We start from the raw sequence: 13,720 nt of genomic DNA, 5'->3' as shown, positions 1-13,720 counted from the left end.
GCCGCCGATCTGCCTAGACTGCCGGGATTGACCAGGAGTCGGACATGCAGATCATCGAGTGGCAGGATTTTGAACGCGTGGAGTTGCGCGTCGGCACCCTCCTCAGCGCGCGCCTCAACGAACAGGCGATCAAACCGGCCTATGTCCTCGAAGTCGACCTCGGCGAACTCGGGGTGAAAACCTCCAGCGCCCAGCTCACGGCCCACTACGCCAGCGAACAATTGGTCGGCCGCCAGGTGCTGTGCGTGTGCAACTTCGCGCCCAAGCGGATTGCCGGCGTGCGCTCGGAGGTGCTGGTGACCGGTGCCTATGACGAAGCCGGCAAGGTGGTCCTGGCCAGCTTCGACAAGCCGCTGCCGAACGGGGCGCGCCTGGCATGAATCGACGTTCTGCACTTTTTGCCCTGCACCTGGGTGCGCTCTTCTTCGGTCTCTCCGGGATCTTCGGCAAGCTGGCACTGGCCGCGCCGCTGGTGATCGTCTTCGGTCGCGCGCTGTTTGCCGTCGCGGCGCTGATGGTATTCAACCGCCTGGGGGAGAAACCCGCGCGCATCACCTGGCAACGCTGCCTGGCCCTGGCCGGCGCGGGGCTGCTGCTGGGCGGGCACTGGTGGAGCTTCTTCATTGCGGTAAAGGTCTCCGGAGTGGCCATCGCCACCCTGGGTTTCGCCAGCTTCCCGGCGTTTACCGTGCTGCTGGAAGGCGTGCTGTTCAAGGAACGTATCCGCCTCGCCGAGTGGGGTGTGGTCGCCCTGGTGTGCCTGGGCCTGGTGCTGGTCACGCCGCATTTCGACTTCGGCAGTGACGCCACCCTCGGCCTCGGCTGGGCGGTAGTGTCCGGGCTGCTGTTCGCCCTGGTCTCGGTCAGCAACCGCGCCACCACCCAGGGCCTGAAACCGGCGCAGGCGGCGTTGTGGCAGAACCTCGGCATCGTCCTGTGCACCCTGCCGCTGGCCGCACCGCTGCTGCCCGAGGTACGCGCCATGGACTGGCTGTGGATCGCACTGCTCGGCCTGCTGTGCACGGCGCTGGCGCACAGCCTGTTCGTCGCTAGCCTGCGCGTGCTCAACGCCCGCAGCGCGTCGGTGGTGTTCGCCCTGGAGCCGGTCTACGGCATCGCCTTCGCCTGGTGGCTGTTCAACGAGCAACCCGGCTTGCGCATGCTCTTCGGTGGCGTGCTGATCATGCTGGCCACGGTGCTCTCCGCTCGGCTGAACAAGCACAACCCGAGCGTCGAAGACCTCAGTTGACGCTGTAACCGCGCCCACCAAGACAGGCACTCAGGGCGCGCCGGTAGAGCTCGACGGCATCGCTGGCCACGGCCTGCGCGGTGGTCGCCGGATCGAAGCCGCTCTGCCCTACCGCCCAGGTGTGACACTCGTAGCGATCCCGGCCCTGCTGCTCGCTGGTCTGGCCACGCGCCGGATAGGCGATCACTTCGTAGCTGGCCACGCTGGTTTGCGGCTCGGCAGCAGGTGGACTGACGGCCTCATAACGCTGCGAACTGCCGTTCCACAGGTAGTAGGTTCCGGCGGCGACGAAGTACAACATGCTGCCGATCCACATCTCGCGGGCATAGGACGGCAAGCCGTCACCATGCGCGCCGGGGCCCGGCCCCCAGTGCCCGCCGCCGGGGCCACCATGCCCGCCCGGGCCTTGTGGCTCGGCCTTCAACAGCCCGGAAATACTGAACACCAGCAGGCACAGCCCGACCATGCGCAAGACACGCCGCATCACGTTTCACCTCATTGACATTGAGCGGCCGCACGAAGCACGGCCCAGGCCGGCATTATTTCGCCTGGCAACCTGTAGCAACGTCAGAGGGGAGTAAACACGGGGTAATTAAGCGGATACAAAGCCGTACGTTCAGCGGTCGCTGTGGCCCAGATCGCGCTCGGGGTCGATCACATCGCGCAGGCGCTGCTTGAGTACCTTGGCCTCGGGGAAGCCACCATCGGCCTTGCGCTCCCATAGCTGCACGCCCTCGCAACTGATGCGAAACACCCCGCCGGTGCCGGGCTCCAGGCTGACCTTGCCGAGTTCGTCACTGAAAGTGCTGAGTAGCTCCTGGGCCAGCCAGGCCGCACGCAGCAGCCATTGGCACTGGGTGCAGTAGGTGATCACCACCTCGGGCTTGCCGGACATCGCTCCACTCCAGAAAACAACGGGCCGCCATGATAGCGCCGCAGAAAAAACAACGCCGCAGCGTTACGGCTGCGGCGTGCGTGTGGAACCTGTTCACGATCTTCTGGACTAGAGCCTGTTTCTAACGCGGTATGGCCGACGGCCAGGAGATCGTGAGCAGGTTCTTAGGTCAGGCGATCTTGGCCAATAGCTCGCGGGCGCGCTGCTGCTCCTGGGCACCGCCGTTGCTGATCACTTCATTGAGGATGTCGCAGGCACTGCCGATGTCACCCTGCTCGATATAGGCCAGCGCCATGTTCAGCCGCGCCAGGTGCTCGCGGTTGCCGGCCAGGTGTTCGAGGTTGGAGTCCGCCACCATCGGTGCCTGAGCGACAGACTCGGCAGCGAAGGCATCAAGGAATTCCTCGTCGAGCACTTCGTCCTGCGCGCTGGCGGCCGATGGTTCGCCGAAGGGGCTGAGCAGGTCTTTGTCTGCAGTCAGCTCGAAGACCTCCGGCAGCTCGCGGAGGTTGGAGCGGAACGAGGCATCCAGCTCGGGCTCCACGGCTTTGCTGCGGGTGGGTGCATCGGGCTTGAACGGGCTGTTGAGGCCCCAATCGGTATCCAGCGACAGGTCATCGAGGTTCAGCTGGAAGTCATCCTGCAGCGCACTGGCGACCGGCGCCGGCTCGTCCAGCTGCAACACCACATCGTCCAGATTCGCCACCGGGGTGGCCTGCAGGTTGGGGTAGCGCGCGCGGATCTGATCGACCTGCGTGGTGCTGGCGTTCAACTCGTGAAGCGTGCGCTCCTGGCTGGCGAAGCCGTTGGCATCACCCAGCTCGCCCAGTACCTCCAAGAGGCGCAGGCGCAGATCGAGGCGCTGCGGCTCCTTCTCGATGGCCGTACGCAGGGCCAGCGCGGCCTCGCTGAAGCGGCCGTAGGCGATATAGATGTTGGCGCCTTCCAGGGCATCCGTAGCGACTGGCACCCGCTGCACGGGTACGGCGGCCGGCGCTATTACGCGAGGCTGCGCCGGCTGGGCGACGCGCACCGGCGGCATGGCAGCCGGCTGGATGTTGGGCTTGGGCTGCGCCTGGCGCCGGGGCTCGGGCTCCTGCTGCGGGCTTCTGCGCCGCGCCAGCAGCCAGACACCACCGACCAGCACCAGGCACAGGGCGCCTGCGCCCAGCCAACTGGCCCAGGGCGTCGAGGGCTCGGCAAGCGGCGCAGCCGGTACAAGCTGCGCGGGCGGCTCGACTGCGACAGGTGCTGCCGGCGCTTCAGGCTCGGCTTGCGCGCGTTGCGCCAGGTCGCTCTGAATCTCGGCGAGCTGGCGATCCTTGTCGGCCATCTGTTGCTGCAGTTGCTGCAACTGCAGCTGCAGTTGATCGATCGCCTGCTTGAGCTCCTGATTCTGCGCCACGCTGCTGGCCAGCTCGGCATCGACTTCGCGCTGGGTGGCGAGGATTGCCGGCTCGACAACTTCAGGCTGCACTGCCGGAGCTGGCACTGCCGACTGGATGACCGGTACCGGGGGCTCGACCTGGGAACTCTGCAAGTAATCCGGCAGCAGCAACTGGGCCTGGGCACGCAGGCGATTGCGGTCACCGGCAATGAAGGCTTGCGGGTTGAGTGCGTGGATATCGGCCATCAGCGCCTCACGCGAGCTGTTGCCCGGCAGGCGCCCGGCGATGCTCCACAGGCTGTCGCCACTCTGCACGCTGTAGTGCTGGCCTCGGATCGCCGCCGGCACCGGGCGGGCGGGCGGCGCCTGACGTGCCACGCGTGGTGCCGTCACCTCACGCGCAGCAGCCGTCGAGTTCAACGGCGCCGCCACCGGACGATAGGCCGAGGAGGATGGTGGATCAATCAACAGGGTGTATTCGCGCAGCAGGTTGCCGCCCGGGCGCGCCAGCTCCACGATGAAATTGAGATAGGGCTCGCGCACCGGCTTGCTCGACACCACCCGAATGATCTGGCGGCCACCGCGTAACACGGGTGTGAAGCGCAGGTCGTTGAGGAAGATGAAGCGATCCACCCCGGAGCGGTTGAAATCCTCGGCGGAGGCCAGGCGCACCTTGATCTCGTCGGCCGTGAAGTCACCGGCCTGGATCAGCTCGATATCGGCGTCGAGCGGTTGGTTGAGGGCCGAGTGCAGGTTGATTTCACCGAGACCCAGCGCGGGCACCATGCCCGAATAGAGCGCCGACCCTGATGCCAGGGTGAGCAGAATGTGGCGGATGCGAGCCATAAGGCACTCCGGATCCCGAGACGCACGCAACTACCAGCAAACTCCCTGTGACAGCGGGTATCCCTGACTGGCAAAAACGTGACTGACATTACTATCGGGGTGGCGATCCGTGTCGACCCGGCTGCGATGCGGAAACCGACCTTTTATCCCCCACAGACGCCCATCCGTCGGGAAAGTCGGTTACACCATCATCATAGTCAATCCGCAATGCAAATTGCCAACCAGCTCTCATTCTTTATCGTCATAAAGCCCGATTTAGAGAGTGCCAATACGACTGAGAACGCTACTACGCACCTGCGGCTCAGGATTTCTCCAGATTGGCGAGGATGCGAGCATGGATCTGTTGGCACTGGCGCTGCTCGTCCTCGCTGATGCCGACGAACAATTCGGCGCGCAGCCCTTGGGCAATGCTCTCGATCTGTGCAATCAGTGGACGCGCCTGCGGGCTGAGCACCACTTTCTTCGCGCGCCGGTCTTCCGGGACCGATTGGCGCTGCACCAGGCCCTGGGCTTCGAGGCCATCGAGCAAGCGCGCCAGGGTTGGGCCTTCGACACCCACGGTCTTGGCCAGCTCACGCTGGGTCGGTGCGTCTTCCAGCAAGGCCAGGTGCAGAAGCACCAACCAGCGGGCTTGTGACAGGCCAAGGCCGGCGAGACGACGATCCAGCTCGGCGCGCCAGGCGCGGGACAACTGGGCCAACTGCATACCGAAACTGTGCTGCGCGAAAATTTGCATAAATAGCTGGGTAACCTGTGGTGGCTCTTGCTGCGGATTACCCTTCCCCAAAACCGGGCAAACAGCAGAAAAACCTAATTATTAGTTACCTAACCATAACCGTGACACCGGCCCAAGCCAAGCCCGGATTCACCATTTCACATATTGGTCTTCGACAAAGCCCCACAGCTGTTCGATGCGCACGGCCTCACGCCCCGGAGGGCGCAGGATGCCCTCGAAGCGGCCGAAGACCTGCTTGAAGTTGCTCGCCAGCACGCCCAGGTTGAGCCGTTCCCGGTGCAGCCCCTCGCCCACGAAGCGCAGTTCGACCTGGCCATCGCTGGAGCGAATGCTCCACGGCTGCAGCGGCTGATCGCGATCAAACTGGAAATGCACGCCGCTGACTGGCAGCAACTCGCCATCCAGCCAGTAGCAGTTCTCGCTGAAGCTGGTCTCGTTGACCCCGCAGGACAGGTTCAGCCCGACTCGCACCTCGCCCACCGCGCCCGACAGGCACGCCCAGTTCCAGTGGGTTTCCGGACGCATGTAGCCGGCCGACCAATCGTGGTGAGCGAAAGCGCCAAGCTGCGCCAGGTCGAAATCCCCCAGCGTGCTGCGCACCTGCCCCGTGCAGCGCACCCCGGCCACCTTCTGCGCGTAGACCCAGCCATTCACCGCAGTCGGCGTGCACACACACATGGGCTGAAAGGCCGGCTGCGCTTCGGAAAAACTCGCCTCGATACGCGTACCGTCAGCCAATTCCACCAGCAGGCGCTTCTCCCGCGTCGCCGCATCATTCTCCAGGCGCAGCAGGTTGCGCCCGCTGCGCAGCTCACACACGCCAGCGTTCGGCTGCTGCGAGAAATCCGTGCCCAGCCCCAGTGGCATGCGGAACTGGTGTTCGATCATCCGTCCGCTGGCCGGGTGGAACAGGTAGACGAAGCCGACGCCGAGCAGGCTCAGGTTGGCCAGCGCGCAGCCGCCGATCAGCTCGTCGCTGATCAGGCCGAAATACTGGAATTGGTGGAAGCGCCGCCATTTGGCCAGGGCGCCGAGGCGGCGCCCCATGGGCGAGCGAAAATCGAAGTCGCGGTAGTTCACCTCACCCGGCGCACTCGAGAAGATGCCGTAATGGGGCTGGCCGTTGGCCTGGATCAGTCGTTCCATCGTCACTGCTCGGCGGCGAAAACGCCGATGCTAGCAGCCGGAGCTCAAGGCGAAAGCGACCTATTGCGCCAGTGTGCAGGACGCTTCAGGTCACCACCTGGTTGCGGCCAAAAGCCTTGGCCTCATACAGCGCACGGTCGGCGTGCTCGAACAGCGAAGTCATTGCCACGCCCTCCCCCGGCCGACGGCAGGCAACACCAACGGACAAGGTCAGCACCGGCGCGGTCTGCGAGCCAGCGTGCTCGATGCGCAACAGCTCCAGCGCCTGACGCAGCACTTCGCCCCGTTGCCGCGCCTCGTCGGCACCAATGCCGTACAGCAGCACGGCAAATTCTTCGCCCCCCAGGCGCACGGCCATGTCCAGGGGCCGACGAGCCGCCTCGCGCAGCACCACACCCACCTGCTGCAAGGCCACATCACCGGCCGGATGACCGTAACGGTCGTTGTAGGCCTTGAAGTGGTCGACATCGCACAGCAGCAGCGCTAGCTCGACCTGCTCGCGCTGGGCCTGGCGCCACAGACGGGTCAGTTGCCGATTGAAGCTGCGCCGGTTGTGCAGGCCGGTGAGGCTGTCCTGATCGGCCAGTACGCGCATCAGTTGGCTGACCAGAAAGTGCTCGCGTGATTTGAGCTCCAGCAGGTAACAGCCGACCGCGCCGATCAGGTTGCCGAAGAACAGGAACACCAGGTTGTTGAACAGCTGAGCCGCCGGCAAACCCGCCAGTGACTCGAACAGAACATAGGCGAGCACCACCACCACGCAGGTCGTCAGGGCCTCGATCAGGCGCAGCCCCACCAGGAAATAGGCCGCGATGCACACCAGCAGCAGCCCTTCATAGGGGAAGAAAGCGTTCTGCCCATGCCCGATGGCGATGATGGCTGCCGCGCCCAGGCCCATGCAGCCGATACACGCGAGGCTCAGCAGGACTGCCCGCTGGGTGTGGCGCCGCAACAACAGCAAGCGCCCACACACCACCAGCAGGGCCGCCACGCCAAGGCGGATCGCCACCACGCCATAGAGCAAGGGTGGTGCGAGCATCCAGAAGTCCACCACCACGAACGTCAGCCAGACGATCAGGGCAAAGACCAGGGCGATACGCTTCAGCTCGGCGCTGTCCCTGAGCATGTAGGCGCGATACTCCAGCTCCAGCGGCCGAAGAAAACGCAGCCGGCGATAACCCAGGGCAAGCTGGTCGGCATAGGGGTTGGGCCGGACATCGTCCAGCCAGGAGAGATGGGGTGACACCATGACCTCGTGAATTGATGGCGCGATGCCACCATAGCGACTTGAGACTTACGTCACAATATTATCGCCCACGCGCGACGGTGGTTTGGCGCCAAAAGACACACCATCCGTCGCTTATCTGTCTTTTTAGCGCTCTCGGCAGGCCGAAATCAGGCCTCAGACCTCGAATTCAGCCTGCAACGCGGCCCGCACACAGTACAGAACGCCTTCCGGGACCTGGCCGGCAAACTGTTCGGCAATCGCCGATACCGGCGGCAGCTCGCCTTCGCCATCGAGAAAGGCGTCCTGAATTGCACCGAGCAGTTCCTCGGGCAGATCCAGTGCCTGTTCCAGGCTCAATTGCTGCCGCCCGATCGCTTCAGCCAGCAGGCTGTAGACATTCTTTTCGGTGCACTTGAGCTGCGCTGCGATCTGCAGCGGGGTCATCCCGGCACGGGCCAGGCTGACCAGTTCGTGACGCAGGTCGACCACCACCGCTGGAGTGTCGACGGCGCCATTGAGCACCTCGAGGAAGGCCTCGCCATAGCGCTCCAGCTTGCGCGCGCCGACACCACTGACCTGGGCCATGTCGCTCATTGACGCGGGTTTGCTGCGCAGCATCTCCAGCAAGGTGGCGTCGGGGAAGATCACGTACGGCGGCACGCTGTGCTCTTCGGCCAGCTTGCGGCGCAGCGTGCGCAGCGCTTCCCACTGTTCGCGCTCGTCATGCCGCACCAGCTGGCTGGCGCTGCTGCCGGAGGCCTTGGCCGCCTGTTGCGGCTTGAGGTCACGGCGCAGCTGCAGGGTCACTTCGCCGCGCAGCAATGGGCGACAGGTGTCAGAAAGGCGCAGGCCGCCATAGCCATCCAGGTCGACATCGGCCAGGCCGCGAGCCACCAATTGACGGAACAGGGTCCGCCACTCGCCTTCGTTGAGCGCTTTGCCCATGCCGAACACCGCCAGGTGCTGATGGCCTGGCGCGCGAATCTTGTCGTTTTCGCGACCGAGCAGGATGTCGACCAGGTGGCCGACGCCATAGCGCTGGCCACTGCGGTAGATGGCCGACAGCGCCTGGCGCGCCGGCTCGGTGGCATCCCAGGTCTGCACGCCGTCGATGCAGTTGTCGCAATGGCCGCACGGCTGCGGCAGCTCTTCATCGAAATAGGCCAGCAGCGCCTGGCGGCGGCAGCGGGTTTCCTCGCAGAGGGCCAGCATGGCGTCCAGCTTGTGCTGCTCGACGCGCTTGTGGCGCTCATCGCCCTCGGAGTTGCTGAGCATCTGCTTGAGGAAAATCACGTCCTGCAGGCCGTAAGCCATCCAGGCATCCGCCGGCAGGCCGTCACGGCCGGCGCGACCGGTTTCCTGGTAGTAAGCCTCCAGCGACTTGGGCAGATCGAGGTGCGCCACGAAGCGCACGTTGGGCTTGTCGATGCCCATGCCGAAGGCGATGGTCGCCACCATGATCAGCCCTTCCTCATTAAGGAAGCGCTTCTGGTTATAGGCACGCAGCTCGTTGGGCAGGCCAGCGTGGTACGGCAGCGCCGGGAAGCCCTGCTCGCTGAGGAAGGCGGCCACCTCTTCGACCTTCTTGCGCGACAGGCAATAGACGATGCCGGCATCGCCCTTGCGCGCGGCGAGGAAGGCCAACAACTGCTTGCGTGGCTGATCCTTGGGCAGGATGCGGTAGAAAATGTTCGGCCGGTCGAAGCTGGAGAGGAAACGCTCGGCATCCTGCAGGTGCAGGCGCTGGACGATTTCTTCACGGGTGCGCATGTCCGCCGTGGCAGTCAGGGCAATGCGCGGCACATTGGGGAAGAGTTCCGCCAATTGCCCAAGTTGCAGGTATTCCGGGCGGAAGTCGTGGCCCCATTGCGACACGCAATGTGCCTCGTCAATAGCGAACAGGCCGATTTCCAGGCGCTGCAGGAACGCCAGCATGCGCGGCTGCACCAGGCGCTCGGGCGCCAGGTAGAGCATCTTGATTTCCTTGCGGCGGATACGCTCGGCGATATCGCGCTGCGCATCGGCGTCCAGGGTGGAGTTCAGCGCGACGGCGGCAACCCCCAGTTCATCAAGGGTGGCGACTTGGTCGTCCATCAGCGCAATCAGCGGCGATACCACCACAGCCAGGCCGTCGCGCAGCAATGCCGGCACCTGGAAACACAGCGACTTGCCACCGCCGGTAGGCATCAGCACCAGCGCGTCACCGCCCGCCGCCACACGCTCGATGATCGCCGCCTGCTTGCCGCGGAAGGCGTCGTAGCCGAAAACGTCTTTGAGGATGCGCAGTGCCTGGGAATTGGTTGCCTGGTCGAGCATGCCGGTCTCCATGTGAGGCCGCGCAGTATACGCGAGCGACATGCGCAGTAGCCCCACGCCTGTCGGCCGTGCTTTTGCAGGCACGGGGGGCTAGAATCCCGGTGTTTACTTACTCAAGGTAGTCCCACGATGTCCTTCGCCGAGCAACTGTCCCGCCTGCAAGCTTTCCTCGATGCCGATGAACTGCACGAGGAGGCCCTGGACTACGTGGCCGCCCACGGCTATCTGACTGCCCTGTCGATCTGCCCCGAGCAGGTGCCGGAGCGCGAATGGATCGACGCCCTGTTCGCCGAACCGCCGCACTACCGCAGCGACGCCGAGCGCGAGGAAATCGAAGCGACGCTGATCCAGCTCAAGGCCCATATCGGCCGTCAGCTGGCCAGCGACGATGACCCGGAATTCCCCTGCGACGTCGACCTCGGCGAAGACCCAGACGACTCCGACCTGCGCGGCTGGTGCATCGGTTTCATGGAAGGTGTGTTCCTGCGCGAGGCCGTGTGGTTCGAAGACTCCGAAGACGAAGTCAGCGAACTGCTGCTGCCGATCATGGTTGCCTCCGGCCTGTTCGACGAACAACCCGAGTTCGCTGAAATCGCCCGCGACCGCGACCTGGTAGACACCATGGTCGACCAGATCCCCGAGCTGCTTACCGCACTGTTCCTGCTCTGCCATGCACCGGAAGAGAAGCCGGCACTGCTCAAGCCCCGCCACCACTAAGGGCGCGCATGGCGCATCGCGACATCCAGCAAAGCCGCCACCGCAGCGTGCGTTATGCACTGCTGGCGGTGGGCTGGCTTAGTGTGGTGCTGGGGGTTATCGGCATCTTCGTGCCGGTCCTGCCGACCACGCCTTTCCTGCTATTGGCCGCCGCCTGCTTTGCCCGCAGTTCAAAGCGTTTCTATCGCTGGTTGGTCGAGCACCCACGCCTCGGCCCATGGATTCGCGACTACCTGGACGGCAACGGCATACCACTCAAGGGCAAGGTCTACGCCATCACGCTGATGTGGGCGAGCATCGCCCTCTCCTGTTACCTGGTGCAGCGCCCCTGGGCGTGGGCTTTCATGCTGACCAGTGCGGTCTTGGTCAGCCTTTACATCCTGCGGCAAAAGACCTTGCCCGCACGTTAATTAGCTGCATTCACCAACCACCTTTATCGCCATATAAATCCAGCAAACCGGTAACGCACCACCTAGACTTTTCTGCACTTTCACCCGAGATCCCATCCATGCAACACCGGCCAAGCAAACAGGGAAGTGCGAAGCGCCTGCAGGCCGCCTGGCTGGCCCTGGGTTTGCTGCTCGGGCTGCTGGTTGGCGCTGCGGCCAAGGCCAACTGGGACTTCGGCGTCATCATCCAGAATGCGCAAAAACGCTATGGCAACAATCTGGGCGTAGCCAAAGGCCGTATCGAAGCCTGGGATGAGCTGATCCAGGCCAACCAGGGCAAGCCAGAGAAAGAGCTATTGACTACGGTCAATCGTTTCTTCAACCGCCAATTCCGCTTCTCCGATGACAGCCGCAACTGGCGCCAGAACGACTACTGGGCCACTCCGGTCGAGGCCCTGATGAAAGGTGCCGGTGACTGCGAGGACTACTCCATCGCCAAATACTTCACCCTGCGCCGCCTCGGCATTCCCAGCGAGAAACTGCGCATCACGTACGTCAAGGCACTGAAGTACAACCAGGCCCACATGGTCCTGACCTATTACGCCAGTCCTGGCGCCGAGCCTCTGGTGCTGGACAACCTGATTGGCGAAATACGCCCGGCGTCCCAGCGCAAGGACCTGCTGCCGGTCTATGCCTTCAATGCCGAGGGGCTCTACATGCCCGGAGCTGGTGCGGGCAAAAAAGGTGACGCAAAAAAACTGTCGCGCTGGCAGGATTTGTTGAAAAAGATGCGAGCCGAAGGCTTCGACATCGGAGAAGGCTAGGAGAGTCTCATGTCTTTGCTTAAACAGCTGTTTCTCGCCATCTGTCTGTTTCTCGTGGTGGCCTTCACCGGTAGCTTCATTGCTGGTGTGGAAACATCTCGCGAACAGCTGCTCAGTCAGTTGCGCTCTCACGCACAGGACGCCGCCACCGCGCTGGCCCTGTCGATGACGCCGCATGTGGACGACCCGGCAATGGTCGAGCTGATGGTCAGCTCCATCTTCGACAGCGGCTACTACGCCACCATCCGCGTGGTGCGTATCCCCGATGGCGCCGTGATGGTCGAGCGGCGTACCACCACCACCTCCGATAACGTCCCGGGCTGGTTCGTCGACCTGATCGACCTGCAACCGGAAGGTGGTGACGCGCTGATCATGCGCGGCTGGGAACAGGCCGCGCGGATCGAAGTGCTCAGCCACCCACAATTCGCATTGGCCAAGCTTTGGGACAGCGCTCTCGGCAGCCTGATCTGGTTGCTGCTGTGCGGGGTGGTCAGCTCCGTGCTGGGTGGCTGGTTGCTGCGCACTCAACTGCGCCCACTGGACAACATGGTGCAACAGGCCCAGGCCATCAGCCGCCGCGAATTCATGTCCCTACCCAAAGTACCGCGCACCCCTGAACTCAAGCGCGTCGTCATGGCCATGAACCAGATGGTCGAGAAGCTCAAAGCGCTGTTTGCCGAGGAGGCCTCACGCAGCGAAAAACTGCGTGAAGAAGCCTACCAGGACAGCCTGACCGGCCTGGCCAACCGGCGTCTGTTCGACATCCGTCTGGCCGATCAGTTGATGGAGACCGAACAGAACGCAGAAGGTTATGTGATGTTCCTGCGGGTCAACGACCTCGGCGGACTCAACCAACGTATGGGCGGACAGAAGACCGATGCCCTGATCCACGACATCGGCGAACTGCTCAAACGCCTGCTGGAACAACGCGGAAACCCGGACTGGCTCGCGTCACGCAGCCGCGGTGGCGAATTCACCCTGCTCGCCCCTGGCCTGTCCGGTGAAGATGCCGACCGCCTGGCCATCGAACTGAGCGAAGGCCTGGAGGCCCTGCGGCAAACCGGTGCCAGCGACTGCACCCCAGTGGCTCACCTCGGCATCGCCGCATTCAAACCCGGCGAAGAGAAAGGCAACGTCATTGGCCGTGCCGACCAGGCCCTGGCGCAAGCGCAAAGCCACCCTGCCAAGCCCTGGGAACGTCTCGACGACTACAACGCCCTGCCTGGCCAAGGCCTGCATGACTGGCGGAAGTGGATCGACGAAGCCCTCAGCCAAAGCAAACTGCAGCTCTATTTCCAACCGGTGGCCCAATGCACCGATCGCACGCAGATTCTTCACCAGAAAGTGCTGGCACGCCTGCTCGACCCGCAGGGAGAAGCGGTTGCCGCCGGGCGCTTCCTGCCCTGGATCGAGCGCCTGGGCTGGGCCGCACGCTTCGACCTGGCCATGCTCGAACACAGCCTGGCGCACCTCGCCCAGCACCCGCAGCCGCTGGCCTTGAGCCTGTCCGCCGCCACACTGCGCGAACCGGAGAGCGTGACCAAGCTGCTTGACCTGCTCAAGCAGCACCCGCAGCAAGGCGAACTGATGACCCTGGAAGTGGACGAGCGTTACCTGCCGCCACCCGCCGAGCTGGAAAAGCTCAGCCACAGCGTGCGCGAGGCCGGCTTCAACCTGGGCTTGCAGCACTTCGGGGGGCGTTTCAGCCTGATTGGTAACCTGACCCACCTGGGCCTGGCCTATCTTAAAATCGACGGCAGCTACATCCGCGCCATCGACCAGGAAACCGACAAGCGCCTGTTCATCGAAGCCATCTTCCGCGCCACTAACAGCATCGATCTGCCGTTGATTGCCGAGATGGTGGAAACCGAAGGGGAACTGACAGCCCTGACCGAGCTGAACATCCATGGCGCTATGGGCCGTTTGATCGGTGCACCAACGCCCTGGCAGGGCTAAGTGCAACCCACCCAGAGCGCGAACCCCTTGC

The 13,720-nt window shown here is 63.9% G+C and carries 13 protein-coding genes; 6 read left to right on the top strand and 7 right to left on the bottom strand.

What is annotated here, in order from left to right; genetic code table 11:
• The first annotated feature begins 44 nt into the window (after nucleotides 1-44).
• On the top strand, nucleotides 45-380 hold the full coding sequence (locus tag H3H51_RS07960) for a tRNA-binding protein (RefSeq protein WP_183088513.1): 336 nt from the start codon (nucleotides 45-47) through the stop codon (nucleotides 378-380).
• A complete protein-coding gene (locus H3H51_RS07955; RefSeq protein ID WP_183088512.1) occupies nucleotides 377-1,249 on the top strand; it encodes a DMT family transporter in 873 nt (290 codons plus the stop codon). Before H3H51_RS07960 ends, H3H51_RS07955 begins: the two co-directional genes overlap by 4 nt.
• Here H3H51_RS07955 and H3H51_RS07950 read toward each other — a convergent pair.
• The 7 genes from H3H51_RS07950 to recQ form a co-directional block, all read right to left on the bottom strand.
• Nucleotides 1,242-1,733, bottom strand: a complete 492-nt coding sequence (locus H3H51_RS07950; RefSeq protein WP_407926470.1) for a hypothetical protein — start codon at nucleotides 1,731-1,733, stop codon at nucleotides 1,242-1,244. The two genes, H3H51_RS07955 and H3H51_RS07950, sit on opposite strands and share 8 nt — an antisense overlap.
• Nucleotides 1,734-1,865: 132 nt before the next feature.
• The gene (locus H3H51_RS07945) at nucleotides 1,866-2,144 is read right to left on the bottom strand and encodes a SelT/SelW/SelH family protein (protein ID WP_183088511.1); all 279 of its coding nucleotides are present in this window, start codon (nucleotides 2,142-2,144) and stop codon (nucleotides 1,866-1,868) included.
• 169 nt (nucleotides 2,145-2,313) lie between these two features.
• Nucleotides 2,314-4,377, bottom strand: a complete 2,064-nt coding sequence (locus H3H51_RS07940; protein ID WP_235981311.1) for a FimV/HubP family polar landmark protein — start codon at nucleotides 4,375-4,377, stop codon at nucleotides 2,314-2,316.
• Between the two features lie 301 nt (nucleotides 4,378-4,678).
• Nucleotides 4,679-5,113: a MarR family transcriptional regulator gene (locus tag H3H51_RS07935; protein WP_183088510.1), complete on the bottom strand. Its 435-nt coding sequence runs from the start codon at nucleotides 5,111-5,113 to the stop codon at nucleotides 4,679-4,681.
• A gap of 129 nt (nucleotides 5,114-5,242) precedes the next feature.
• Nucleotides 5,243-6,259: a DUF2804 domain-containing protein gene (locus tag H3H51_RS07930; RefSeq protein WP_183088509.1), complete on the bottom strand. Its 1,017-nt coding sequence runs from the start codon at nucleotides 6,257-6,259 to the stop codon at nucleotides 5,243-5,245.
• Nucleotides 6,260-6,344: 85 nt separating this feature from the next.
• A complete protein-coding gene (locus H3H51_RS07925; protein ID WP_183088508.1) occupies nucleotides 6,345-7,508 on the bottom strand; it encodes a GGDEF domain-containing protein in 1,164 nt (387 codons plus the stop codon).
• A 153-nt stretch (nucleotides 7,509-7,661) separates the two neighbouring features.
• Entirely contained in the window at nucleotides 7,662-9,803 is a 2,142-nt protein-coding gene (gene recQ / locus H3H51_RS07920) for a DNA helicase RecQ (RefSeq protein ID WP_183088507.1), read from the bottom strand.
• Between the two features lie 129 nt (nucleotides 9,804-9,932).
• Here recQ and H3H51_RS07915 point away from each other — a divergent pair, with 129 nt between their 5' ends.
• The 4 genes from H3H51_RS07915 (at nucleotide 9,933) to lapD (ending at nucleotide 13,689) form a co-directional block, all read left to right on the top strand.
• Nucleotides 9,933-10,520, top strand: coding sequence for a UPF0149 family protein (locus tag H3H51_RS07915; protein WP_183088506.1), 588 nt, complete (start codon nucleotides 9,933-9,935; stop codon nucleotides 10,518-10,520).
• Between the two features lie 8 nt (nucleotides 10,521-10,528).
• A complete protein-coding gene (locus H3H51_RS07910; protein WP_183088505.1) occupies nucleotides 10,529-10,930 on the top strand; it encodes a YbaN family protein in 402 nt (133 codons plus the stop codon).
• Between the two features lie 98 nt (nucleotides 10,931-11,028).
• Nucleotides 11,029-11,733 carry a cysteine protease LapG gene (gene lapG / locus H3H51_RS07905; RefSeq protein WP_183088504.1) on the top strand — a complete coding sequence of 235 codons (705 nt, stop codon included), beginning with the start codon at nucleotides 11,029-11,031 and terminating at the stop codon, nucleotides 11,731-11,733.
• Nucleotides 11,734-11,742: 9 nt separating this feature from the next.
• A complete protein-coding gene (gene lapD, locus H3H51_RS07900; protein ID WP_183088503.1) occupies nucleotides 11,743-13,689 on the top strand; it encodes a cyclic di-GMP receptor LapD in 1,947 nt (648 codons plus the stop codon).
• Nucleotides 13,690-13,720 lie beyond the last annotated feature (31 nt).

The organism is Aquipseudomonas ullengensis (assembly GCF_014174475.1).
Taxonomy (GTDB): Bacteria; Pseudomonadota; Gammaproteobacteria; order Pseudomonadales; family Pseudomonadaceae; genus Aquipseudomonas; species Aquipseudomonas ullengensis.
Note: the sequence above shows the minus strand (reverse complement) of the source record. Positions and strands in the feature narration are given on the sequence as shown.

What these genes read in the sequence shown, in the direction of transcription:
- H3H51_RS07960 (WP_183088513.1), top strand. Translation starts at nt 45, where the DNA reads ATGCAGATCATCGAGTGGCAGGATTTTGAACGCGTGGAGTTGCGCGTC.
- H3H51_RS07955 (WP_183088512.1), top strand. Translation starts at nt 377, where the DNA reads ATGAATCGACGTTCTGCACTTTTTGCCCTGCACCTGGGTGCGCTCTTC.
- H3H51_RS07950 (WP_407926470.1), bottom strand. Translation starts at nt 1,733, where the DNA reads ATGCGGCGTGTCTTGCGCATGGTCGGGCTGTGCCTGCTGGTGTTCAGT.
- H3H51_RS07945 (WP_183088511.1), bottom strand. Translation starts at nt 2,144, where the DNA reads ATGTCCGGCAAGCCCGAGGTGGTGATCACCTACTGCACCCAGTGCCAA.
- H3H51_RS07940 (WP_235981311.1), bottom strand. Translation starts at nt 4,377, where the DNA reads ATGGCTCGCATCCGCCACATTCTGCTCACCCTGGCATCAGGGTCGGCG.
- H3H51_RS07935 (WP_183088510.1), bottom strand. Translation starts at nt 5,113, where the DNA reads ATGCAAATTTTCGCGCAGCACAGTTTCGGTATGCAGTTGGCCCAGTTG.
- H3H51_RS07930 (WP_183088509.1), bottom strand. Translation starts at nt 6,259, where the DNA reads ATGGAACGACTGATCCAGGCCAACGGCCAGCCCCATTACGGCATCTTC.
- H3H51_RS07925 (WP_183088508.1), bottom strand. Translation starts at nt 7,508, where the DNA reads ATGGTGTCACCCCATCTCTCCTGGCTGGACGATGTCCGGCCCAACCCC.
- recQ (WP_183088507.1), bottom strand. Translation starts at nt 9,803, where the DNA reads ATGCTCGACCAGGCAACCAATTCCCAGGCACTGCGCATCCTCAAAGAC.
- H3H51_RS07915 (WP_183088506.1), top strand. Translation starts at nt 9,933, where the DNA reads ATGTCCTTCGCCGAGCAACTGTCCCGCCTGCAAGCTTTCCTCGATGCC.
- H3H51_RS07910 (WP_183088505.1), top strand. Translation starts at nt 10,529, where the DNA reads ATGGCGCATCGCGACATCCAGCAAAGCCGCCACCGCAGCGTGCGTTAT.
- lapG (WP_183088504.1), top strand. Translation starts at nt 11,029, where the DNA reads ATGCAACACCGGCCAAGCAAACAGGGAAGTGCGAAGCGCCTGCAGGCC.
- lapD (WP_183088503.1), top strand. Translation starts at nt 11,743, where the DNA reads ATGTCTTTGCTTAAACAGCTGTTTCTCGCCATCTGTCTGTTTCTCGTG.